The organism is Agromyces sp. ISL-38, from assembly GCF_018613935.1.
Lineage (GTDB): Bacteria > Actinomycetota > Actinomycetes > Actinomycetales > Microbacteriaceae > Agromyces.
The window spans coordinates 21,323-41,815 of the sequence record NZ_JAGGPF010000015.1; the positions used below are offsets into that span (position 1 = coordinate 21,323).

Genomic DNA, 20,493 nt, shown 5'->3' on the forward strand with positions numbered 1-20,493 from the left:
CGCCAGCGCGATCGCTGAGCCGGCCGCTCGCTAGGACAGCAGCGGCCCGAGCCGGCGCGCGCCGTCCCGCAACTCGTCGAGGAGGCGCCCGGGGCGTTCGATACGGTCCGTCGTGGTCGACAGGCTCAGCGCCGCCACGAGGCGGCCCTCGAGGTCGCGGATCGGCAGGGCGAGGCATCCGAGGGCCGGGTCGAACGCGCCGGTCTGCACCGCGAAGCCCCGATGGAGCGTCTCGGCGATGATTCCGGAGCTCAGGAGGTCCGACCGCACGCCCTGCCGCTCGAGGTCGGCGAGCAGGAGCCGGCCCATGGCCGAGACGCCGAGGTCGCGCGTCAGCCGCGAGGCATCCGACAGCCGGTAGTCAGGATCCTCATCGAGGATGCGGAGCGTCGTTCCCGCGTATCCCGCGAGGTGCACGCCCCCGCGCACATGCGTGCGCAGCCCGGCGACGAGACTCCGCACGGCTTGCGGCGGACGCGCCGGCGTGACGAGGTGCGCGAGCTCGGCCACCTTGCGCCCCAGCGCGAATCCCGAGAGGTCGCCGAGACGCACGAGGTACTCCTCCTGCACGAGCAGGTTGAGCAGACGATACGCGGTCGCGCGCGGCATGCCGAGGTTCGCCGACACCTCGCGCGCCGTGACACCGGCGCCGCACCGCGCCACTTCCTCCAACACGGTGAATGCGCTGTGGATCGCCTTCGGCTGGCGGGCGTGCACGCCGTGAGCCGCGAGCTCATCCACCACGTCGTCCACCCGCGCCCGAGTCGTCGACCCACTCCGCGTCGGGGATGCCGCCGAGCACGTCGCCCGCAACGGCGTGGTCGTAGACCCCGATCGCATGCCGCAGCCATGGGCGCCGAAGCATCCGCAACCAGTAGACGGCGATTCCCGCCGCGAGTAGCACGATGAAACCCCAGACGCCGATCGCCCGATCACCGCGGGTCTCCTCGATGAGATAGACCACCACGACGCCGGTGAGCGCGCTCGCCGCGATCGCGGCCTTCGCCGTCGCCCACACGCTCGGCTCGCCGATGCGGTGCAGGAACACCGGCGCAGCGATGCATGCGAGCACGTACGCGAGGATGTACCCGGCCGCGGCGAAGATGATGAGCACGGTCATCGCCGCGAAGATGTCGCCGATCACCAGCACAAGGGCGACCGGCATGGCCGTGACGATCGGCAGCGCGATCGCGCTCGCCACGAACGGCGTGCGGAACCGCGAGTGCGCGGTTCCGAAGGACTGGGGCAGCAGCCCTTCGCGTCCCATCGAGAACAACACCCGCACGAGCGCCGTCGACGACGCGACCGCGCACGCGAAGAGCGAGGCGGCGATGCTAACGTCGAGCGCGAACCCCGCCCATGGAACGCCGAACGCCGCCGCGAGATCGTTCGCGGGCGATGTGCTCGACGCCGCGTCGAGCCCCGTCACCTCGAACCCGACGGACTGCGCGGCGGCAGAACCGAGGTAGAGCAGGCCCGAGAGCAGCACGGTCCAGCTGATCGCGCGTGGGATGCTCGCGAACGGGCGCTTCGCCTCGACGCCGAGCGAGGCCGAACTCTCGAAGCCGACGAAGGCCGTGATCGCGAGCGTCGCGGCGACGGCGAATCCCTCGAGGTCGAAGGCTCGGGAGTCGGGAACGAGCGCGACCAGACCGTCGGCGTTCGACGCGATGAGCGCGACGATGAGCGCGAGGATCAGGGCAACGGAAGTCGCCTCGACGAGCAGGGTGACCCGGGTCGACAGCCGGATGCCGCGGGCGAGCACGAGCAGGCACACGAGTCCCAGCACGACGATCGCGCCAGTGCCGAGCGTCACGGGATCGAGCCCGATCGGGGCGATCCGCGTGACGAGCAGCGCGAAGTAGTACCCGGCGCCTGCGAGTGAGAACATCGCGATGAAGCCGTAGCCGATGAGGAGGCCGACACCGGCGATGAACGCCGGCCCGGTGCCGAGGCCTCGAGCGACGAAGGTGTAGAGCGAACCGGTCGCGGCCATCCGTCGCGTGAACTCGTTGATGGTGCTCGCGGTGAGCAGCGCGATGACAAGTGCCGCCGCGAGGGCCGGCAGGCTCGTCGCGCCCGCGACCGCCGACACGAGGAGCGGCGTCGTGAAGGCCGCGCCAGCCGGCGCGACGGCCGACACCGACTGCGCGAGCACATCGGCGAAGCCCACGCTGCGTCGCGCAAGGCCCGAGAGCGGTGAGCGCTCGGCAAGGCCCTCGATCCGCTCAGGGCGGGCGATGGCGCGGGCGAGCGCATCCATTCGGGGGTCCTCTCGTTCGGCTCCTCGTTCGGCTCCGTCGCGCCTCGCGGTCGACCGGCCGATCGGTCGCAGAGCGCGATCGTAAGTCGGCCACGTTTCGGCCGGGGCATCCGTTTCGTTTCGTTCGTGTGACCGCGAATGAGACGGCGCCGTTCCCGGTGTCTCAGAGGGCGTGCACGACTCTTCACGGGCGGGGCATTCGGGGGCAACACGTGCTCGGCAGGCTTGCGGCATCCGTTCCCGTTCCCCCGAGGAGTCGCCATGACCGCACTCAACCAATCCCCAGGCACCCCAGTCAGCACCATCAGCACGGACGCCGAGGCGCCGAGTCACGGCCGCACCCTCAGCGGATCCCTCGGTGTCACGGCGATCGTCTTCATGGTCGTCGCGGCCGCCTCGCCGCTCACCGTCGTCGGCGGCGCAGCACCGCTCGGCATCCTCCTCGGCAACGGCGCCGGCTACCCGGCGATGTTCGCCATCTCCGCCGTCGTGCTGCTGCTCTTCTCCGTCGGGCTCGCGACCATGGCGAAGCACGTGCCGAAGCCCGGCGCCTTCTTCACCTTCGTCGGGTACGGACTCGGCCGGCCGATGGGCCTCGCGACCGCCTACCTCGCGCTCCTCACCTACACGACCATCCAGGTCGCGGTGTACGGCTACATGGGCTACGTCCTCGAGGTGACGATCGCGGGTGTCGGCGGGCCAGACCTGCCGTGGTACCTCTACGCCCTCGCCGTCATCGGCATCGTCGGCGTACTCGGCTATCGCCACATCGAGTTGAGCTCGAAGGTGCTCGGCGTGCTGCTCGTCGGCGAGATCCTCATCGTGCTCGCGCTCGTCGTCGCGGTCGTGGCATCCGGCGGGCCCGAGGGCCTCTCGCTCGCACCGTTCGAGCCCGCGAACATCGTGTCGGGCGCGCCGGGTGTGGGCCTTATGTTCGCGATCGCGGCGTTCATCGGGTTCGAGGCGACCGCGATCTTCCGCGACGAGGCGAAGAACCCGAGCCGCACGATCCCGATCGCGACGTACGTCGCCGTCATCGGCATCGGCGTGTTCTACACGCTTGCGTCATGGGGCCTCGTGATGGCGTGGGGCCCGAGCGGCGTCGTGGACGCGGCCGCCGCCGACCCGGGCGCCATGGTCATCATCACCACCCTGAACTACCTCGGCCCGATCGGCGAGGTCGTCATCAACGTGTTGCTCATCACGAGCATGTTCGCGTGCGTGCTCTCGTTCCACAACGTCATCACCCGCTACCAGCACTCGATGTCGACCGCCGGCGTGCTGCCCCGCCGCCTCGGCGACGTGCACCACCGCCACCTCTCGCCGCACACCTCGTCGATCGTGCAGACCGCCACGGCCGTCGCGTTCATCGCCGCCTTCGCGTTCCTCGGGCTCGACCCGGTGCTCGCGGTGTTCACCTGGTTCTCCGGCGTGGCGACGCTCGCCATCGCGATCCTCATGGCGATCACGAGCGTGGCGATCATCGTGTACTTCACGAGGAAGAACCGCGGCGCGGCCAGCGTCTGGCACACGGTCATCGCCCCGGCGCTCGGTCTCGCCGGCCTCGTCGCCTCGGCGATCATCATCACCGCGTACTTCCCGATGCTCGTGGGCGACGTCGACGCCGAGGGCATCCCGGCGTTCGGCGTCCTGAGCCTCTCGCTCCTCGCCTTCATCGTGCTCGTGCCGGTCGCCGGCTACGTGCAGGCCCTCGTGCTGCGGGCGCGCGACCCGAAGGCGTACGAGCGCATCACCGACGCGATCGGAGGATGACCCGCCGGCACCACCCCGCTTCGACCCGCAGACCGACACCACCACGAAGGAACCGACGACATGACCATCCTCGATCCCGTCGCCTCGCCGACCGACACCGTCACGAGTATCGCGCACCCGCTCTCGAGCCTCTCCGCGGAGGAGTTCGTGCGGGTCCGCGACCTCGTCGCCGCGGCGCCCGACTTCACCCCGACCACCCGCTTCGCCTATGTGGGCCTCGACGAGCCGCACAAGCTCGAGGTGCTCGCGTGGCAGGACGGCGACGGGCCGCTGCCCGAGCGTCGCGTTCGCGTGATGCTGCTCGACATGGCGACCGGCCGCTCCACCGACAACATCGTGTCGCTCTCCACCGGTGAGTTCGTGTCGACGACCGTGCTCGATGGGTCGCGCGGACAGTTGCCGGTGCTCCTCGAGGAGTTCGAGGCCATCGGAGCGATCGTCGCCGACGACCCGCGCTGGGTCGAGGCCCTCGCCCGTCGCGGATGCACCCCGGACGACGTCGTATGCGTGCCGCTCTCGGCGGGGTACTACGACTACCCCGAAGAGGAGGGCCGCCGCATTCTCCGGGTGCTCGCGTTCCGGCAGGACCACCCGGCTGATCACCCCTGGGCGCACCCGGTCGACGGGCTGAGCGCCTACGTCGACGTCGCCAACCGCGAGGTGACCCGGCTCATCGATGCGGGACTCATCCCGATCCCTGCCGAGAGCGGCAACTTCGACGACCCGGCGGTGCAGGGCGAACCGCTCACGACGCTGAAGCCGATCTCGATCACCCAGCCCGAGGGGCCGAGCTACTCGGTCGACGGCGAATGGGTGAGCTGGGCGAACTGGCGCTTCCAGGTGGGCTTCGACACCCGCGAGGGCCTCGTGCTGCGCCAGTTGTCGTTCACCGACGCCGGCGAGGAGCGCCCCATCATCTACCGCGCCTCGATCAACGAGATGCTCGTGCCCTACGCCGACCCGTCACCCGTGCGCTTCTGGCAGAACTACTTCGACACAGGGGAGTACCTCTTCGGGCGCTTCATGAACTCCCTTGCACTCGGATGCGACTGCGTCGGCGAGATCCACTACTTCGATGCCGTGCTCGCCGACGAACTCGGCAACCCGTTCACCATCGAGAACGGCATCTGCATGCACGAGGAGGACTTCGGCACCCTCTGGAAGCACTCCGACATGTTCACCGGCTCGAACGAGGTGCGCCGCTCGCGCCGGCTCGTGATCAGCTTCTTCACGACGGTCGGCAACTACGACTACGGCTTCTACTGGTACCTCTACCTCGACGGCACGATCGAGTGCGAGGCGAAGCTGACCGGCATCCTCTTCACCTCGGCCTACCCCGGACTCGACGCCGACGGCAACGACTACCCGTATGCGAGCGAGGTGGCGCCCGGACTCGGCGGCCCGTACCACCAGCATCTCTTCAGCGCGCGCCTCGACATGATGGTCGACGGCATCTCGAACGCCGTCGACGAGGTCGACGTCGCGCGGGTGCCGATGGGCGCGGGCAACGAGCACGGCAACGCGTTCACCAAGCAGGTCACGCGCCTCACGAGCGAGGCCGGGTCAGGGCGGGTGGCGGATGCCTCGGTCTCACGTGCGTGGTTCATCTCGAACACCGAGAAGGTGAACCGCATGGGCCGGCCGACCTCATACGTGCTGTACCCGCAGGAGGCGCCGGTGCTGCTCGCCGACGACGCGTCATCGATCGCGAAGCGCGCCGAGTTCGCCACGAAGCACCTCTTCGTCACCAAGTACGATCCGACCGAGCGGTACGCGGCGGGCGACTTCGTGCACCAGAACCCCGGCGGTGACGGAATCACGAGGTACATCGCCGACGATGCATCCGTCGACGGCGAAGACCTCGTCGTGTGGCACACGTTCGGGCCGACGCACTTCCCGCGCCCGGAGGATTGGCCGGTCATGCCCGTCGACTACGCGAAGTTCACGCTGAAGCCGCACGGCTTCTTCGGCAAGAACCCGGCGCTCAACATTCCGGCTCCGGATGCCGCGGCGCACTGCGCTCCGGGCAGTCACGCGGGTCACGATCACACGGGTCACGACGCGCACTCGGGTCATGACCACGCCGGTCACGGCCGCGACCGCGCCGGTCACTAGGCGGCCCGCATGGTCGAGGTGCTCCACCTCGCCGCGGTGTTCCCGGCCGCAGTCGGGCTCTGCTGTGCGGTCGGCGACCGCCGCAGCAGGGCCCGATCGGTCGTGCCGGCGGCAGCGATGCTGATCGCGATGATCGCCATGGCGACCGGGTGGCCGGCGGTGTCGCCGCTCGTCTGGGCCGGTGCGCTCGTCGTGCTCGGCATTGGGGCCGCGGCCCAGCTCAGGGTCCGTGCGGGAGGCGGTGGCGGGCACGGCAGGCAAATGCAGCTGCATCGGGCGCTCGGACTGGTGCTCGGTGCCGCGCTCCTCGTCGTCTCGACGGCAACCCACGAGGGAGTCGCGGGTTCCGGGCATCCGGCTCATCCGACGCTCGGGTCACCCCTCGCCGTGACGCTCGCGGGAGCGGCCGGCTACCTGGTCTTCACGGCCTGGCTCGTGGCGCGCTCCACCCGCCGCCGTTCCCCGCTCGTCGGCGCCGTGGAGGCATCCGCGATGGGACTCATGACCGCGCTCATGGCGATCGCGCCGCTCGCGGGCTGACACGTGGTGCAAGTTCACGGCAGAGCCGCACTCTTCCGTCGGAGGCACCGAGTTCGCGTCCTCCGGCCGAAGAGCGTCACTCTCGCGTGGTCGGCGACAAGGTGCGCGGCCGCCGCGGCCTCAGTAGAGGTCGGGCGACGGGGTCGACGCCTGGCGGATCGAGACATCCGCGTGGCGGTCGAAGCGGTATCCGATGCCGCGCACCGTGCGAACGATGTCCTGGTAGTGCGCGAGCTTCGAACGAAGGCGCCGCACGTGCACGTCGATCGTGCGCTCGCTCGGGGCCTCGTCGTCGGCGTCCCACAGGTTCTCGATGAGCTCCTGGCGGTCGATCGTGCGACCCTCGCGCAGCACGAGGAACTGCAGCAGCTCGAATTCCTTGTAGGTCAGGCCCGCGGCCTCCCCGTCGAGCAGCACGCGCTTGCGTGAGATGTCGATGATGACGCCGTTGGGGTGCCGGTCGGTGTCGTCGTTGCTGTCGCGGCGCTGCTTGGCGAGCGCGGCGGGGTCCTGCAGGGCGAGGCGCACGACGTCGACGTCGCGGCCGCCTGCACCCTCGGGAGCGAGGGCGACGGCCGCGTAGGTCTCGGCTGACGGGGCGACTTCGGCGGTGAGGGCGCGCAGCGCCTCGACGATGCGGTGCAGCGTCGTGCCGTCTTCGGCGGCCTTGGTCTCGTCGATGCCGACGTAGAGCACGAAGCCGCGGGCCTCGGTGCCCTCGGGCACGGCGCGGACGCGCGGCGCGTCGGAACGAGCGGCCTCGGTCGCGGCATCCGTCGTGGGCGTCGAGGCCGGACGGGGCGAGATCGAGACGGAGCGGAGCGGAGCACCGGGCTGCGCCGGGGCGGTGCGAACGGGAGCGGTGCGAGCGGGAGCGAATGCGAGAGACATGACGAAATCCTTGTGTGAAGGGTGCAACAGCAGACCCACGGAGCGGGGTCGGGGCGAAAGGCCGTGCGGCCGGGCGAACCCTCGAGATTCGACGGGTTCAGTGGAGTCGTGGCCGATCGGGATGCGGATCGGCTGCGAGACTCGGCGGTGGGGTCGCGGTCAGCGGCACATTCGACAACACATTGGCGCGCGCATCGGCATCATCATGCCGTGAATCCTGAGAGCGCCGGGGGCGGTCAGGTTGCGTGCGGTGTCAGTCATGGGCGTCAGTCAAACCGAAGTTCTCGCATGTGTCAATTCATGACGCCGAGATGACGGGGTGTGACATCGCACGCGGTGCGCGTCAGCGCCGGTCATTCGGAGGAACCGGGTGAGCGGATGTCACGCGCGCAAGATTCTGCGAGGAATCGCGGATACAGAAAATCTTCCCCAGTAGCATTGCCAACCGGCGTGGCGCCCGTCGAAGATCCTTCGGAGCGACGGATGCCATAGCAGAACTCAGACCGTGCCGTAGAGGCGATCGCCGGCGTCGCCGAGGCCCGGCACGATGTATCCCAGCTCGTTCAGGCGCTCGTCGACCGCGCCGAGCACGATCGTGACCTCGCGGCCGTGGAGGGCCTGCTCGACCGCGGCGAGGCCCTCGGGGGCGGCGAGGATGCAGATGGCCGTGACATCCGTGGCCCCGCGGTCGAAGAGGTACTCGATGGCGGCAGTGAGCGAACCGCCCGTGGCGAGCATGGGGTCGAGCACGAAGCACTGCCGGTCGGAGAGGTCTTCGGGCAGGCGCTCGGCGTAGGTGGTCGGCTCGAGCGTCTCTTCGTTCCTGGCCATGCCGAGGAAGCCGACCTCGGCCGTCGGCAGGAGCTTCACCATGCCCTCGAGCATGCCGAGGCCCGCCCGCAGGATCGGAACGATGAGCGGCTTCGGATCGGCGATGCGGACGCCGGTCGTCGCCGCGACGGGGGTCACGATGTCGACGGGCTCGACGCGCACGCCGCGCGTGCCCTCATAGGCGAGCAGCGTCATGAGCTCTTCGACGAGCGAACGGAACTGCGGAGACGGGGTCTTCACGTCGCGGAGCACCGTCAGCTTGTGAGTGATGAGCGGGTGGTCGGCAACGTGGACTCGCATGGGCTCGAGTCTACTGAGCGGGTTCCGGCAGGCTAGCGCCAGAACACGGCGACGACGATGTTCGCGATCGCGGCCACGCCCGCAGCGCCGGCCACATTCGCCGGGTTAGTAAGCGTTCACTTACCACGATGCTACGATACGAGGAGTCCGGTGTACAGGAGGCCCATGTCGACGCGCGACCGCATTCTCGATGCCGCGGCCGAGGTCATGTCCGAGCGCGGCATCGCCGCGTCCACGACCCGGGCGATCGCCCGTGCGGCCGGGTGCTCCGAGGCGCTGCTCTACAAGTACTTCGAGGACAAGCAGCAGATCTTCCTCGCCGTGCTCATGGAGCGGATGCCGATCGCAGGGGGTCCGAGCGGTGCGGGCGGCCCAGGCGGCCCAGGCGGCCCTGGCGGAACGGGTAGCGCGGAGGGCGCCGGCGCCGGCACGTCGGCCCCGCTCGCCGACGTGCTCGCCGATCTCGTGCAGCGCATGTTCGAGTTCTTCGTGGCCTCGTTCCCGATGGCGGCGTCGATCTTCGGCTCGCCTGCGCTCCTCGCCGAGCATCGCGAGTCGGTTCGCGCGCGCGGCTACGGCCCCGAGGGCGCCATCACCCTGGCCACCGCGCAACTCGCGCGCGAACAGCAGGGCGGCCGCATCCGAGTCGACGCCGACCTCGAATCGGCGACCTCGGTGCTCGTGGGCTTCGCCTTCCACCAGGCGTTCCTCGCCCTCTTCGACGGCCGCGACTCTCTGCCCGCCGACGCCGTGCCGCGGGCGGTCGCCGTGGCGCTGCCGTATCTCGAGCCGGCCGGCGACGATGCGTGAGCTCGAGATCCACCGCGAGTGGATGCGGCTCGCCCTCGCCGAGGCCGAGGCCGCACCGGCGACTCGTGACGTGCCGGTCGGCGCCGTGGTCGTGAACGGCGACGGCGTCGTGATCGCCTCACGGCGCAATGAGCGCGAGCTCCTCGGCGACCCGACCGCGCACGCCGAGCTCCTCGCACTCCGCACCGCCGCCGAGGCCTACGGCGACTGGCGCCTCACGGACTGCACGCTCGTCGTCACCCTCGAACCATGCATCATGTGCGCGGGGGCGATCCTCGCGGCTCGCATCCCGACCGTCGTGTTCGGCGCGTGGGACGAGAAGGCCGGCGCCGCCGGCTCGCTCTACGACGTGCTGCGCGACCGCAGGCTCAACCATCGCGTCGAGGTGATTCCGGGCGTCGAAGCGGATGCGGCGGCGCGGCTGCTCGTCGAGTTCTTCGACGATCCGCTGCGCCGCCCGCCGCCGCGCTGGGCCTGAGCCCTCGCCGAACGGATGCCTCGGCCTACTCGAGGCCCTTGATCACGATCGTGTCGGTCGGCGGGGCCGCGAGGTTCGGGTCGACGTAGACGTCGGGTTCGACGTAGATGACGCGCGCCGCAGGCACGGCATGCCGGATGCGCTGCTCGATGACGTTCGTCGCCGTGGCCACCTCGAGCAGCCGCTGGTCGGAGTGGAAGCCCACCTTCGCGGCGACGAGCAACTCGTCGGGGCCGAGGTAGAGGGTCTTCATGTGGATGATGCGCTCCACCTCGGACCCGGCGAGGATCGCCTGCTCGATCTTCTCGTGGTCGGCGTCGGTCGCACCCTCACCCACGAGGAGGCTCTTGGTCTCGATGCCGAGCACGATCGCGACGACGATGAGCAGCGTTCCGATGAACAGCGTGCCGATCGCGTCGAAGAGGGGATTGCCGGTCAGCACGGTGAGGCCCACGCCGATGAACGCGAAGACGAGGCCGAGGAGGGCGGCGACGTCTTCGAGGAGTACGACTGGGAGCTCGGGCGCCTTCGCGTGACGCACGAACTGCACCCAGCCCTGCTTGCCGCGCACGTGGTTCGACTCCTTGACCGCGGTGCGGAGCGAGAACGACTCGAGCACGATCGCGATCGTGAGCACGAGCATCGGCAGCCACCAGTGATCGAGCTCATGCGGATGCTGCAGCTTGTCGACACCCTCGGAGATCGAGAACACGCCGCCGACGGAGAAGAGGATGATCGACACCACGAAGGCGTACACGTAGCGCTCTCGTCCGTATCCGAACGGGTGCTCCTTGTCGGCCGACCTCTTCGACTGGCGACCGCCGAAGATGAGCAGCAGCTGGTTGCCGGCATCGGCGACGGAGTGCACCGCCTCGGCGAGCATCGACGCCGAGCCCGAGAATCCCCACGCGATGAACTTCGTGATCGCGATGCCGGTGTTGGCGAGGAATGCCGCGATGATGGCCCTGGTGCCGCCTGATGCGCTCATACGCCAATCCTAGGATGGGTCGCATGAGCCCTGAAGCACCCGTCACCCTGCCCTCGATCGCCTTCCTCGGAGCCGGGTCGATGGCTCGCGCCATCCTCTCCGGCCTGCTGCAGCCCGGAGTCGTCGTCGACGGCGGCATCCGTGCCACCAACCGCAGCGCGGCACGGGCGGCGGAGCTGCACGACCTGCCTGGCGTCACCTCATTCGCCACCGAGACGGATGCCGCGGCGAACCGAACGGCCGTCGCCGGCGCGAAGATCGTGGTCGTCGCCGTCAAGCCCGCGATGGTGCCCGACCTGCTGCGCGAGATCGCCGACGCACTGGATCCCGGCACGGTCGTGATCTCGGTCGCCGGGGGCGTGACCGTGGCGACCTTCGAGTCGCTGCTGCCCGAATCGGTCTCGGTCATCCGTTCGATCCCGAACACCCCCGCGGTCGTCGGCCGAGCGGTCACCGGTGTCTCGGCGGGCACGCGATCGAGCGACGACGACCTCGCGCTCGCCGTGACGCTCTTCGAGGCGGTCGGCGAGGTGCTCGTGGTGCCCGAGTCGCAGCTCGACGCGCTGTCGTCGATCTCGGGCTCGGGCCCCGCCTACGTCTTCTACCTCATCGAGCAGTTCACGGCGACGGCGGTCGACAAGGGGTTCACCCCCGAGCAGGCTGCCGTGATGGTGCAGGGCACGTTTCGGGGCGCGAGTGAGCTGCTCGCGGCATCCGACGACTCGCCGATGGAGCTGCGCCGCCGCGTCACGAGCCCCAAGGGCACGACCGAACGCGCCATCGCGGTCTTCGAAGAGGCCGCGCTCAAGCAGACCTTCGACCGGGCGACGGATGCCGCGCTCGCTCGCGCCCGCGAGCAGGCGGCCGGGGCGTGATCCCGCGTCCGCGCGACCAGCGGGCCGGCGACGGCCGATTCACGCTGGGCGCGCAGGCGCGAATCGTGGCGACTCCCGCCGCACATACGGCGGCGGTGCGCCTGCAGCGCGACCTTGCTGCGGCCACCGGGTTCGAGCTCCCGCTCGCGCTGCGGGTTGAGGAGGGCGCGCAGGCCCCGTCTCTCCCTCTGCGGGTTGAGGAGGGCGCGCAGCGCCCGTCTCGAAACCCAGGCGACGCCGACATCGAACTCCTCATCGACGAGCTCATGCCACGAGAGGCATATCGGCTCGAGGTTGCACCCGACGGGGTGCGGATCACCGGCGGGAGCGCCGCCGGCGCGTTCTACGGCGGCCAGGCATTCCGGCAGTTGCTCGGGCCCGACGCATTCCGCCGGGCGCCGCTGCCCGGCCGCGAATGGACGGCTGCGGCATCCGTCATCGACGACGCCCCCCGCTTCGCGTGGCGCGGATTCATGCTCGACGTGGCCCGCAGTTTCCGGCCGAAGCACGAGGTGCTGCGGCTGATCGACCTGCTCGCGCTGCACCGCGTGAACGTGCTGCAGCTGCACCTCACCGACGACCAGGGCTGGCGCATGGAGATCCGGCGCTACCCGCGGCTCACCGAGATCGGCGCGTGGCGCCCCGAGTCGCAACTCGGGCACGGCCCGGCGGCGACGCTCGACGGGAGGCCCCACGGCGGCCACGACACGCAAGACGACCTGCGCGAGATCGTGGCGTACGCCGCCGACCGGGCGATCACCGTCGTGCCCGAGATCGAGACGCCCGGGCACGTGCGTGCCGCCCTCGCGGCGTACCCCGAGCTCGGCGTGACCGGCGGACCGTACGAGGTGTGGAACGGCTACGGCATCAACGACGACGTGCTGAACGCCGAGGAGTCGACAGTCGAGTTCTTCCGCAACGTGCTCGACGAGGTCATGGAGGTCTTCCCATCGGAGTTCATCGCCGTCGGCGGCGACGAGGCCCGCAAGACGCAGTGGGCGCTCGACGCGCGCACGCAGGAGCTCATGCGGGAGCGCGGCATCGAGAAGCCGAACGAGCTGCAGGCCTGGTTCATCCGTCAGCTCGACGACCACCTGACTGCCGCGGGTCGTCGACTGTACGGCTGGGACGAGGTGCTCGAGGGGCCGCTTGCGCCGGGTGCCGCGATCGCGTCGTGGCGCGGGCTTCGCGGGGCCCGAGTGGCCGTCGCCCGCGGCCACGACGTGGTGCTCTGCCCCGACGATTTCGCCTACCTCGACTATCGGCAGTCGGATGCCTCAGAGGAGCCGATCCCGGTCGGCACCGTGCTCGCCCTCCGAGACGTCTACGACTTCGAGCCGCTGCCCGCCGGAGCCGATGATGCGATGCGCCGGCACCTGCTCGGCGTGCAGGCCAACGCCTGGACCGAGCATCTCGACACCGCCGCGCGCCTCGACTACGTGGTCTTCCCGCGGCTCGCGGCGTTCGCCGAGGTGGCGTGGAGCGCGCGGGGGAAGGACTGGGACGATTTCGCCGCCCGGCTGCCCGAGCAGCTCGCCATCTACCACGCGATCGGCGTCGGCTACCGGCCGCTCGCGGGTCCGCATCCGTGGCAGCAGCGCCCCGGTGTCGCGGGCAAGCCCAGGGACAAGGCCGAGCGCGTGGCCGAGCTCGCCGCGCTGACGGCGGACCTCCTCGAATAGGTCCATGTGGGTTGAGGAGGGCGCAGCCCGTCTCGAAACCGGGCGCGGTCTCTGCGGGTTGAGGAGGGCGCAGCCCGTCTCGAAACCGGGCGCGGTCTCTGTGGGTTGAGGAGGGCGCAGCCCGTCTCGAAACCGGGCGCGGTCTCTGCGGGTTGAGGAGGGCGCAGCCCGTCTCGAAGCCGAGTCGATGCCATTCAGCCGGATTCATCCGGTGAGCTCGCGCCGCGCCGACTGAGCTTCGGCAGCTCACCGATCCGCCCATTGATGAGAGCACGCCGCTTGGCTCTACTCCACCCTTGAACTTGCTTCTCGCGCGAATAGGCGTCGTGGATGTACGCGAACTCCTCTGCGTAGACCAGCTTCACGGGCAAACGGGAGCTCGTGTACGAATGCACTGCCGCGATGGAGTGCTGCTCGAGCCGATGTTCCAGGTTCCTCCTGCTGCCGACGTAATAGCTCCCGTCGGCGCACTCGAGGATGTACATGAATGGCATGCATCGACGATCTTGCCGGGGACCGCGCCGCCGACACCGAGTCGTTGGAGGGTCCGACCTTTCTCGTAGAAGGCGGCATCGGGAGGACGAGTCAGAGGGTTTCGAGACGCGGCTGCGCCGCTCCTCAACCCGCAGAGTGGGCGAGGCTGCGCCGCTCCTCTACCCGCAGATCCCACGGCGCACGGCGGTCCGCTACCGTGAGCATGTGGAAGCGTCGGAGGTCATCTCGGTCGTCGCCGAGGTGATCGGCTGGATCGCCCTTGCCTGCTCACTCGGATGCCTCCTCGTCGCCCTCCTCATCCGCCTTGCCGACGGCCGCTGGCTCCGCACCGATGCCGTCGTGGTCGACCAGGAGCACGGCAGCACGGTGCGCTGGTTCGCGGAGGGAGCTTTCCACCAGCGGCGTCTCAGCACGGAGGAACGCGCGCACGTGATGCGGCCCGAGGAGGAGCCCGCCTACTACAAGGAACGCGAGCCCGACCGGTTGCGGCTGCACGAGCCGCCTGTCGGGCGGCGCATCATCCGCGGCGTCGGCCTCGTGCTGCTGGCGATCGCCGCGATCGCCGGCGCCATCGGCTTCATCCTCATGCTCGCCGCCTGACCACCTCCGCGCGGCGCTCAGCCGCAGGTGTCGGGCCCGGCCATCCTCACCCGCCGCTCGCGAGCTCCCGTCGATTCATGGCGGCGGTCGCGGCGATGCCCGCCACGACGCCGACGCCGAGCATCCATGCCGCACCGCTCCAGTCGGTGTCGTCGCCCGAGGGTACCGGTGTGTGCGTGAACGGGGAGAGGTTCGTCATCCATTCCGGCAGCTGCAGGATCGGCCCGAAGATGCCGAGGATCGCGGCGACGCCGATGAGTGTCCACCCGAGGGGGATGGTGGCGCGCGGCAGCATGGCGAACACGAGGAGTGTCAGCCCGAGGAACACGAGGCATGCCGGCAGCTGCGCGGCGGCCGCCTGCACCACGTTCGGGATCAGCGTGTCGGGCGATGCGGCGACGGTGGCGCCGAGCACGCCGGCGAGACCGGCCGCGCCGAGCACGACGACGATCACGATCACGCCGACGATCCAGTACTCCAGCAGCCAGCGCACGCGGGGCGCGGGCGTCGCGAGCACGATCTCGGCGGTGCCGTGGGCTTCCTCCTGCCGGGCGCGGATGCCGACCTGCACCGCGCAGCACGCGGCGATCACGCCGACGAAGCCGTAGAACATCGCGACGAACGCCTGCTCGATCGAGGCATCGTCGCCGATGAACCGGCGCAGGGTCTCGAGCAACGCGGGCGCGCTGTCGGCGACCTGGCCGAGGATGGAGGACAGCGACGTCGCGAGCAGCCCGGCCGCCACGGCGCCGGCGGTCCACGACAGCAGTATCGACGTGTTGAGCCGCCAGGCGAGTCCGAACGAGCTCGACAGCACGGGCCCGGCGGTCGCCCGCCCGGATCCGCCGGGCAGCAGGCTCGCGCCCTGGTCTCGCACGGACTGCAGCCCGAACACGACCGCGATCACCGCGAAGGCGAACCCGAGCGGCACGAGCAGCGGCGTCAGGTCGTTCTCGACGAACGCGCCGGTGAACTGGCCGTAGCCGATCGGGGAGAGCCAGCTCGGCCACGCGGGAGTGACGTGCAGCAGGTCCTCCGACGGGGTCCCCGCGGCATCGCCGATGCCGCGCAGCAGGTACGCCGCCAGCACGAATGCGACCGAGATGCCGTTTGCGCCGCGCGACGTGCGGAACATCTGCGCCGCGAACAGTCCGAAGGCGAGGAACGCTGCTCCCGTGACCGCGATCGCGGCGCCGGCCACGAGTGAGCCCGCGGGGTCGAGACCGGCACCCATCCACGCGAGCGCGATGACGAGGCCGAGGCCGAGGTTCGCGAGGACGCCATGCATGACGGTGGCCGTGGTCGGCAGGATCCGGCCGGCGGGCGTTGCCGCAACGAGCTCGGCGCGACCCTGCTCCTCGTCCATCCGCGTGTGCCGCACGGCGAGGAACGCGCTCATGAGTCCACCCATGAGTGCGAGCCAGGCGAAGAGGAGGAAGAACGTGAAGGCGCCGTCATCCACGCCGTTCGGGGTGCCGCGGAAGACGAGGATCGTCCGCGTTGCGACCGCGACCGCGAGGATCTCCTTGCGGTCGCGCTCCTCGCCGAACGTGTCGAACACCGCCGTCACGGCCGCCCACGCGAGCAGGCCGGTGCCCGCGAGCCAGAGGGCGAGCTGCAGGCGGTCACGGCGGATGCGCTGCCACAGGAGCACCGCGAGCCGGGTCATGCGGGCGCCTCCTCCTCAACCGGGGTGAGCTCGTCGCCGTAATGGCGGAGGAAGAGTTCTTCGAGCGACGGCGGAGCGATCGTCAGTCCCCGCACCTCGAGTCGCGCGAGTTCGGGCAGTATCCCGGCGACGCGGTCGCTGTCGACGGTGAACCGCACGCGCCCGTTGTCCATCACGAGGTCGTGGGTGCCGTCGAGCGCCTCGATCGCGGCCTCGCGGCCGGGCTCGTGCACGAACCCGACCTCTGTGCGTGTGAGGTGGCGGAGCTGCGCGAGCGTACCGCTCTCGACCGTGCGGCCCGCGCGGATGATGCTCACCCGGTCGCAGAGCGCCTCGACCTCGGAGAGGATGTGGCTCGACAGCAGCACGGTCGATCCCTCGGCGACGACACGGGCGATCTCGCTATTGAAGACCTGCTCCATGAGCGGGTCGAGGCCGCTCGTCGGCTCGTCGAGCAGGTACAGCTCGGCCGGCGTGGCGAACGCCGCGACGAGGGCCACCTTCTGCCGGTTGCCCTTCGAGTAGGAGCGCCCCTTCTTTCGCGGGTCCAACTGGAAGACGTCGACGAGCCGCTCTCTGCGTCGCCGGTAGACGGCCGTGTCGGATGTCCCGCCGCGCAACCGGCTGAGAAGATCGATGGCCTCGCCCCCGGTGAAGTTCGGCCAGAGGGAGACGTCGCCCGGCACGTACGCGAGGCGGCGGTGCAAGTCGGCGGCATCCGTCCACGGGTCGCTTCCGAAGAGCACGGCCTCGCCGGCTGATGCCCGTGCGAGGCCGAGGAGGATGCGGAGGGTCGTGGTCTTTCCGGCGCCGTTCGGGCCCAGGAATCCGTGGATCTCTCCCGGCTCGACGGCGAGGTCGAGCCCGTCGAGGGCGACCGTGCGCCCGAAGTGCTTCTGGAGGCCCCGAGTGCGGATCACGGTGGTCATGAGCGTGATGCTACGCCCGCAGGCCACGCGCGTGAATGCCGACTACTCGAGCGCCGCGAACTTCTCGATGTCGCCCTCGGTGCCCGACACGATGATGAGGTCGTGGTTCGACACGACCGTCTGCTCGGTCGCATAGGTGAACGGCTTGCCGGGGCTCTTCACGCCGACGACCGTGACGCGGTGCTTCGACCGAACGCCCGCCTCCTTGAGGTTCTTGCCGCGGATCGGCTTCGGCGGGTACATCTTCACGAGGGCGAAGTCGTCGTCGAACTCGATGAAGTCGAGCATGCGCCCGCTCACGAGGTGCGCCGTGCGCTCACCCGCCTCGCGCTCGGGGAAGATGACGTGGTTCGCGCCGATGCGCTGCAGGATCTTGCCGTGCGACGCCGAGATCGCCTTCGCCCAGATCTGCGGGACCTGCAGGTCGACGAGGTTCGCCGTGATGAGCACGGATGCCTCGATCGAGGAGCCGACGGCGCACACGGCGATCGAGAAGTCCTGCGCGCCGATCTGGCGCAGCGCGTCGATGTTCCGCGCGTCGGCGACGACGGCGTGGGTCACCCGCTCGGACCACTTCTGCACGAGGCCCTCATCGTCGTCGACGGCGAGCACCTCGCGACCGAGGCGATCGAGCTGCCCTGCCGTTGCTGCACCGAAGCGGCCGAGTCCGATCACGAGCACCGGGGCGTCGTGCTTGATGCGATCAACCAACGATGGGCCTCTCTTCCGGACGCCGGTACAACTGCCGGCGCTGGCTTGCAGCCAGTGCTGCGGCGAGTGTCACTGTACCAACCCGCCCCATGAACATGGTGATGGCCATGACGTACTTGCCCTCTGGGGGAAGCTCGGCGGTGAAGCCCGTCGACAGGCCGCAGGTCGCGAATCCCGAGATCACGTCGAAGAGCACGAAGTCGAGCGGGGCCTTGGTGATCTGGGACAGGATGATCGTCGACACGGCGACGATCGTCGCGCCCCAGAGCACGACGCTGACGGCGAGCCTCAGGATGTCGCGGGGGATGCGCCGGCCGAAGGCCTCCATCGCGGGCGCACCGCGCGCCTCCGCGAACGCGGCAAGGAACAGCACGGCGAGGGTCGTGACCTTGATGCCACCAGCCGTCGACGCAGAGCCACCGCCGACGAACATGAGCATGTCTGAGACGAGGAGGCTGGAGCCGTTGAGGTCGTGCATGTCGATCGTCGAGAATCCGCCCGAGCGGGTCATCGCCGACATGAAGAACGACTGGAAGACCGTCTCACTCGCGCCGAGCTGACCATAGGTGCGCGGGTTGTCGTACTCGAGGAGAAGGAACATCACCGCACCGGCGATGAAGAGGATGACCGTGGTCGTGATCGTGAGCTTCACGTGCACGCTCCACCGTCGTGGCCTCCGCCAGGTGCGGAGCAGCGTGAAGATCACCGGAAACCCGAGGCTTCCGAGGAACACGTCGAGCATCACGAGCGACTGGAACCAGTAGTCGTTCATGAACTCCACGGGGCCCGCTGGGTTTGGACTGAACCCGGTGTTGGTGAAGGCGCTCACGGAGTAGTAACTGGAGTACCAGATACTCGTTCCGAAGTCGTATCCTGCGGCGAGCATGCTCGGCACCATCCCGATCGCGATGACGGCCTCGATGACGAGCAGGCTTGCGGCGACGGTGAGGAGCAGTCCACCGACCTCGCCGAGTCGCACCGCCTGGCTCTCGGAGACCGGTCCGGCGTGGATTCGCGAGGGGTTCGTGTCGCTCGCGGCGATGAGCTTCGCGCGGAGTCCGAGTCGACGGGAGATGACGAGGCCGAGGATCGACGCGAGGGTCAGCACACCGATTCCACCGACATTCATGCCGATGATCACGACGGCATTGCCGAAAGGCGACCAGTAGGTGGCCATGTCGACGGTGGTCAGGCCCGTGACGCAGATCGTCGAGACCGCGGTGAACAGGGCGTCGGCCAGTGGGGTGCCGCTGCCCTCGCCGGCTCGGGCGATCGGCAGTGTCAGCAGGAGCGTGGTGACGAGGATGAGCGACGCGAAGATGAGGATCGCGAAGCGCGACGGCGAGCTCTTGACGAGCGCGTCGATCGCGTCGCGCGCCCGACCGGGCCACGATCGCCGGTCGACTCGACCCAGGCGGGCCACCGGCTGTGCGCCCATCGAGCCCCCTCACGTGCCGTCACCGATCGCGTGAGTCATGGTACTCCCCGCCGGGAGTGACTAGCCTTGGGGCATGGCGGACATCTTCGACGTGGTGGCGGACTCGACGCGACGCGACATCCTCGCGGTCCTCCTCGAGCGTGAACGCGGGGTGCCGCAGTCGGGCGGCGAGATCAGCGTCTCCGACATCGTGACCGCGCTCGGCGCCAGCCAGCCCACGGTTTCGAAGCACCTGAAGGTGCTGCGCGAGTCGGGGCTCGTGGCGGTGCGCGAAGAGGGCCAGCATCGGTATTACAAGCTCGACCGCGGGCCGCTCGAGACCCTTGAAGACTGGCTCATCCCGTTCCTGTCGTTGGATGCCGCAGCGGATGCCGCAGCACTCGCGGGCGTCGAGTCCAATGGCGGGATCGCCCTGAACGACGACCAGCGGGCGTTCGCATCGGCGATCGGCAAGGCATTCGCCGACACCGCGCACCAGGTGACGGCGGTCGTCGTGCCGAAGAAGCGGCGCTGATCAGCGGCTGAGTGCCGCCGATTCGACGCCGGGCGCAGGTCGGTTCAGCGGAACCCTCCGTGGCTCGTGATGAACGCGAAGATCAGGCAGAGGCTTGACGCCGTCGAGCTGAGCGTGCGCACGTGGTTCCAGGCGGCCCAGCCCGGCCGGAACGCGAGCCAAGCTGCGGCGAGGGCAGCGTCATCCGTCTCCGCCACGGCCGCGAGCCGGTTGTTGCGCGGCACGTTCGCTCCGCCCGTCACGCCGATGACGCCGACGAGGTAGAGCGCGGCCCCGATGATCGCCCACTGGGTGCCGCCGTGGGGCTCGCCGAGGAGCGCGAACACCAACAGGATTGCGACGAGCAGCGCCGTTGCGAAGATCGCGAGCATGAGGGGTGCTCGTACCGCGGTGATGTTGATCTCGCGCATCGCCCGCGCAGCGTGGGCGGGGGAGAGACGGTCGAACCCCTGCATGACGAAGCCGGAGAAGGCGAAGAAGACGCCGGCCACCACGCCGGTGCCCACGACGGCGGCGACGAGCAGGATGTCTGCGAACGTGTGCATGACGCCAGTCTGTCGGCGGGGGGCGGCATCGGGGGGTCGCCACGCG

Annotated in this window: 20 protein-coding genes; 9 read left to right on the plus strand and 11 right to left on the minus strand. The window is 69.6% G+C overall.

Going from position 1 to position 20,493, the window contains the following annotated elements; translation table 11 throughout:
- Positions 1 to 30: 30 nt before the first annotated feature.
- Together J7E25_RS16425 and J7E25_RS16430 are read right to left on the minus strand one after the other, a co-directional pair.
- Complete coding sequence (locus J7E25_RS16425; protein WP_308164621.1) at positions 31 to 753, minus strand: helix-turn-helix domain-containing protein; 723 nt, start codon at positions 751 to 753, stop codon at positions 31 to 33.
- Positions 734 to 2,263 (minus strand): APC family permease, encoded by a 1,530-nt coding sequence (locus J7E25_RS16430; protein WP_214871250.1) that lies wholly within the window; start codon positions 2,261 to 2,263, stop codon positions 734 to 736. The genes J7E25_RS16425 and J7E25_RS16430 overlap by 20 nt, the downstream gene beginning before the upstream one ends.
- A 261-nt stretch (positions 2,264 to 2,524) precedes the next feature.
- Between J7E25_RS16430 and J7E25_RS16435 the strand changes: the two genes are divergently transcribed.
- Genes J7E25_RS16435 through J7E25_RS16445 form a run of 3 tightly spaced genes read left to right on the plus strand, consistent with a single transcriptional unit; the run spans position 2,525 to position 6,691 of the window.
- On the plus strand, positions 2,525 to 4,036 hold the full coding sequence (locus tag J7E25_RS16435) for an APC family permease (RefSeq protein ID WP_214871251.1): 1,512 nt from the start codon (positions 2,525 to 2,527) through the stop codon (positions 4,034 to 4,036).
- Positions 4,037 to 4,096: 60 nt separating this feature from the next.
- Positions 4,097 to 6,151, plus strand: a complete 2,055-nt coding sequence (locus J7E25_RS16440; protein WP_214871252.1) for a primary-amine oxidase — start codon at positions 4,097 to 4,099, stop codon at positions 6,149 to 6,151.
- Positions 6,152 to 6,160: 9 nt separating this feature from the next.
- On the plus strand, positions 6,161 to 6,691 hold the full coding sequence (locus J7E25_RS16445) for a hypothetical protein (RefSeq protein ID WP_214871253.1): 531 nt from the start codon (positions 6,161 to 6,163) through the stop codon (positions 6,689 to 6,691).
- Between the two features lie 120 nt (positions 6,692 to 6,811).
- Here the strand turns inward: J7E25_RS16445 and J7E25_RS16450 are convergent, their stop codons facing one another.
- Both J7E25_RS16450 and upp read right to left on the minus strand, forming a co-directional pair.
- Complete coding sequence (locus J7E25_RS16450) at positions 6,812 to 7,582, minus strand: winged helix-turn-helix domain-containing protein (RefSeq protein ID WP_214871254.1); 771 nt, start codon at positions 7,580 to 7,582, stop codon at positions 6,812 to 6,814.
- Between the two features lie 498 nt (positions 7,583 to 8,080).
- On the minus strand, positions 8,081 to 8,713 hold the full coding sequence (upp, locus tag J7E25_RS16455; protein ID WP_214871255.1) for a uracil phosphoribosyltransferase: 633 nt from the start codon (positions 8,711 to 8,713) through the stop codon (positions 8,081 to 8,083).
- A gap of 165 nt (positions 8,714 to 8,878) precedes the next feature.
- On the opposite strand from upp, the gene J7E25_RS16460 reads away from it, so the two are divergent.
- Together J7E25_RS16460 and tadA are read left to right on the plus strand one after the other, a co-directional pair.
- Positions 8,879 to 9,523, plus strand: coding sequence for a TetR/AcrR family transcriptional regulator (locus J7E25_RS16460; protein ID WP_214871256.1), 645 nt, complete (start codon positions 8,879 to 8,881; stop codon positions 9,521 to 9,523).
- A complete protein-coding gene (gene tadA / locus J7E25_RS16465; protein ID WP_251006802.1) occupies positions 9,516 to 10,001 on the plus strand; it encodes a tRNA adenosine(34) deaminase TadA in 486 nt (161 codons plus the stop codon). Before J7E25_RS16460 ends, tadA begins: the two co-directional genes overlap by 8 nt.
- Before the next feature lie 25 nt (positions 10,002 to 10,026).
- Here tadA and J7E25_RS16470 read toward each other — a convergent pair whose 3' ends face one another.
- Entirely contained in the window at positions 10,027 to 10,989 is a 963-nt protein-coding gene (locus tag J7E25_RS16470) for a cation diffusion facilitator family transporter (protein ID WP_214871257.1), read from the minus strand.
- A 23-nt stretch (positions 10,990 to 11,012) separates the two neighbouring features.
- Here J7E25_RS16470 and proC point away from each other — a divergent pair, with 23 nt between their 5' ends.
- Both proC and J7E25_RS16480 read left to right on the plus strand, forming a co-directional pair.
- Positions 11,013 to 11,864: a pyrroline-5-carboxylate reductase gene (gene proC, locus J7E25_RS16475; protein WP_214871258.1), complete on the plus strand. Its 852-nt coding sequence runs from the start codon at positions 11,013 to 11,015 to the stop codon at positions 11,862 to 11,864.
- Positions 11,861 to 13,546, plus strand: a complete 1,686-nt coding sequence (locus J7E25_RS16480) for a beta-N-acetylhexosaminidase (protein ID WP_214871259.1) — start codon at positions 11,861 to 11,863, stop codon at positions 13,544 to 13,546. The genes proC and J7E25_RS16480 overlap by 4 nt, the downstream gene beginning before the upstream one ends.
- A gap of 194 nt (positions 13,547 to 13,740) precedes the next feature.
- Here the strand turns inward: J7E25_RS16480 and J7E25_RS16485 are convergent, their stop codons facing one another.
- Positions 13,741 to 14,040, minus strand: coding sequence for a GIY-YIG nuclease family protein (locus tag J7E25_RS16485; RefSeq protein ID WP_214871260.1), 300 nt, complete (start codon positions 14,038 to 14,040; stop codon positions 13,741 to 13,743).
- A gap of 205 nt (positions 14,041 to 14,245) precedes the next feature.
- On the opposite strand from J7E25_RS16485, the gene J7E25_RS16490 reads away from it, so the two are divergent.
- Positions 14,246 to 14,641 (plus strand): hypothetical protein, encoded by a 396-nt coding sequence (locus J7E25_RS16490; RefSeq protein WP_214871261.1) that lies wholly within the window; start codon positions 14,246 to 14,248, stop codon positions 14,639 to 14,641.
- Positions 14,642 to 14,687: 46 nt separating this feature from the next.
- On the opposite strand, the gene J7E25_RS16495 is transcribed toward J7E25_RS16490, so the two are convergent.
- From J7E25_RS16495 to J7E25_RS16510, 4 genes are read right to left on the minus strand one after another with little or no spacing between them, the layout of a single operon-like run.
- The gene (locus tag J7E25_RS16495; protein WP_214871262.1) at positions 14,688 to 16,310 is read right to left on the minus strand and encodes an ABC transporter permease; all 1,623 of its coding nucleotides are present in this window, start codon (positions 16,308 to 16,310) and stop codon (positions 14,688 to 14,690) included.
- The gene (locus J7E25_RS16500; RefSeq protein ID WP_214871263.1) at positions 16,307 to 17,239 is read right to left on the minus strand and encodes an ABC transporter ATP-binding protein; all 933 of its coding nucleotides are present in this window, start codon (positions 17,237 to 17,239) and stop codon (positions 16,307 to 16,309) included. The genes J7E25_RS16495 and J7E25_RS16500 overlap by 4 nt, the downstream gene beginning before the upstream one ends.
- 42 nt (positions 17,240 to 17,281) lie before the next feature.
- A complete protein-coding gene (locus tag J7E25_RS16505; protein WP_214871264.1) occupies positions 17,282 to 17,950 on the minus strand; it encodes a TrkA family potassium uptake protein in 669 nt (222 codons plus the stop codon).
- Positions 17,943 to 19,388: a TrkH family potassium uptake protein gene (locus J7E25_RS16510; protein ID WP_214871265.1), complete on the minus strand. Its 1,446-nt coding sequence runs from the start codon at positions 19,386 to 19,388 to the stop codon at positions 17,943 to 17,945. The genes J7E25_RS16505 and J7E25_RS16510 overlap by 8 nt, the downstream gene beginning before the upstream one ends.
- A gap of 73 nt (positions 19,389 to 19,461) precedes the next feature.
- On the opposite strand from J7E25_RS16510, the gene J7E25_RS16515 reads away from it, so the two are divergent.
- Positions 19,462 to 19,902, plus strand: a complete 441-nt coding sequence (locus J7E25_RS16515; protein WP_214871266.1) for a helix-turn-helix transcriptional regulator — start codon at positions 19,462 to 19,464, stop codon at positions 19,900 to 19,902.
- 44 nt (positions 19,903 to 19,946) lie between these two features.
- Here J7E25_RS16515 and J7E25_RS16520 read toward each other — a convergent pair whose 3' ends face one another.
- Complete coding sequence (locus J7E25_RS16520; protein ID WP_214871267.1) at positions 19,947 to 20,447, minus strand: DUF1772 domain-containing protein; 501 nt, start codon at positions 20,445 to 20,447, stop codon at positions 19,947 to 19,949.
- Positions 20,448 to 20,493: the final 46 nt, after the last annotated feature.

Bases quoted from the DNA above. Each gene is read 5' to 3' on its own strand.
- J7E25_RS16430 (WP_214871250.1), bottom strand. From the start codon at position 2,263: ATGGATGCGCTCGCCCGCGCCATCGCCCGCCCTGAGCGGATCGAGGGC.
- J7E25_RS16435 (WP_214871251.1), top strand. From the start codon at position 2,525: ATGACCGCACTCAACCAATCCCCAGGCACCCCAGTCAGCACCATCAGC.
- J7E25_RS16440 (WP_214871252.1), top strand. From the start codon at position 4,097: ATGACCATCCTCGATCCCGTCGCCTCGCCGACCGACACCGTCACGAGT.
- J7E25_RS16445 (WP_214871253.1), top strand. From the start codon at position 6,161: ATGGTCGAGGTGCTCCACCTCGCCGCGGTGTTCCCGGCCGCAGTCGGG.
- J7E25_RS16450 (WP_214871254.1), bottom strand. From the start codon at position 7,582: ATGTCTCTCGCATTCGCTCCCGCTCGCACCGCTCCCGTTCGCACCGCC.
- upp (WP_214871255.1), bottom strand. From the start codon at position 8,713: ATGCGAGTCCACGTTGCCGACCACCCGCTCATCACTCACAAGCTGACG.
- J7E25_RS16460 (WP_214871256.1), top strand. From the start codon at position 8,879: ATGTCGACGCGCGACCGCATTCTCGATGCCGCGGCCGAGGTCATGTCC.
- tadA (WP_251006802.1), top strand. From the start codon at position 9,516: ATGCGTGAGCTCGAGATCCACCGCGAGTGGATGCGGCTCGCCCTCGCC.
- J7E25_RS16470 (WP_214871257.1), bottom strand. From the start codon at position 10,989: ATGAGCGCATCAGGCGGCACCAGGGCCATCATCGCGGCATTCCTCGCC.
- proC (WP_214871258.1), top strand. From the start codon at position 11,013: ATGAGCCCTGAAGCACCCGTCACCCTGCCCTCGATCGCCTTCCTCGGA.
- J7E25_RS16485 (WP_214871260.1), bottom strand. From the start codon at position 14,040: ATGCCATTCATGTACATCCTCGAGTGCGCCGACGGGAGCTATTACGTC.
- J7E25_RS16495 (WP_214871262.1), bottom strand. From the start codon at position 16,310: ATGACCCGGCTCGCGGTGCTCCTGTGGCAGCGCATCCGCCGTGACCGC.
- J7E25_RS16500 (WP_214871263.1), bottom strand. From the start codon at position 17,239: ATGACCACCGTGATCCGCACTCGGGGCCTCCAGAAGCACTTCGGGCGC.
- J7E25_RS16510 (WP_214871265.1), bottom strand. From the start codon at position 19,388: ATGGGCGCACAGCCGGTGGCCCGCCTGGGTCGAGTCGACCGGCGATCG.
- J7E25_RS16515 (WP_214871266.1), top strand. From the start codon at position 19,462: ATGGCGGACATCTTCGACGTGGTGGCGGACTCGACGCGACGCGACATC.
- J7E25_RS16520 (WP_214871267.1), bottom strand. From the start codon at position 20,447: ATGCACACGTTCGCAGACATCCTGCTCGTCGCCGCCGTCGTGGGCACC.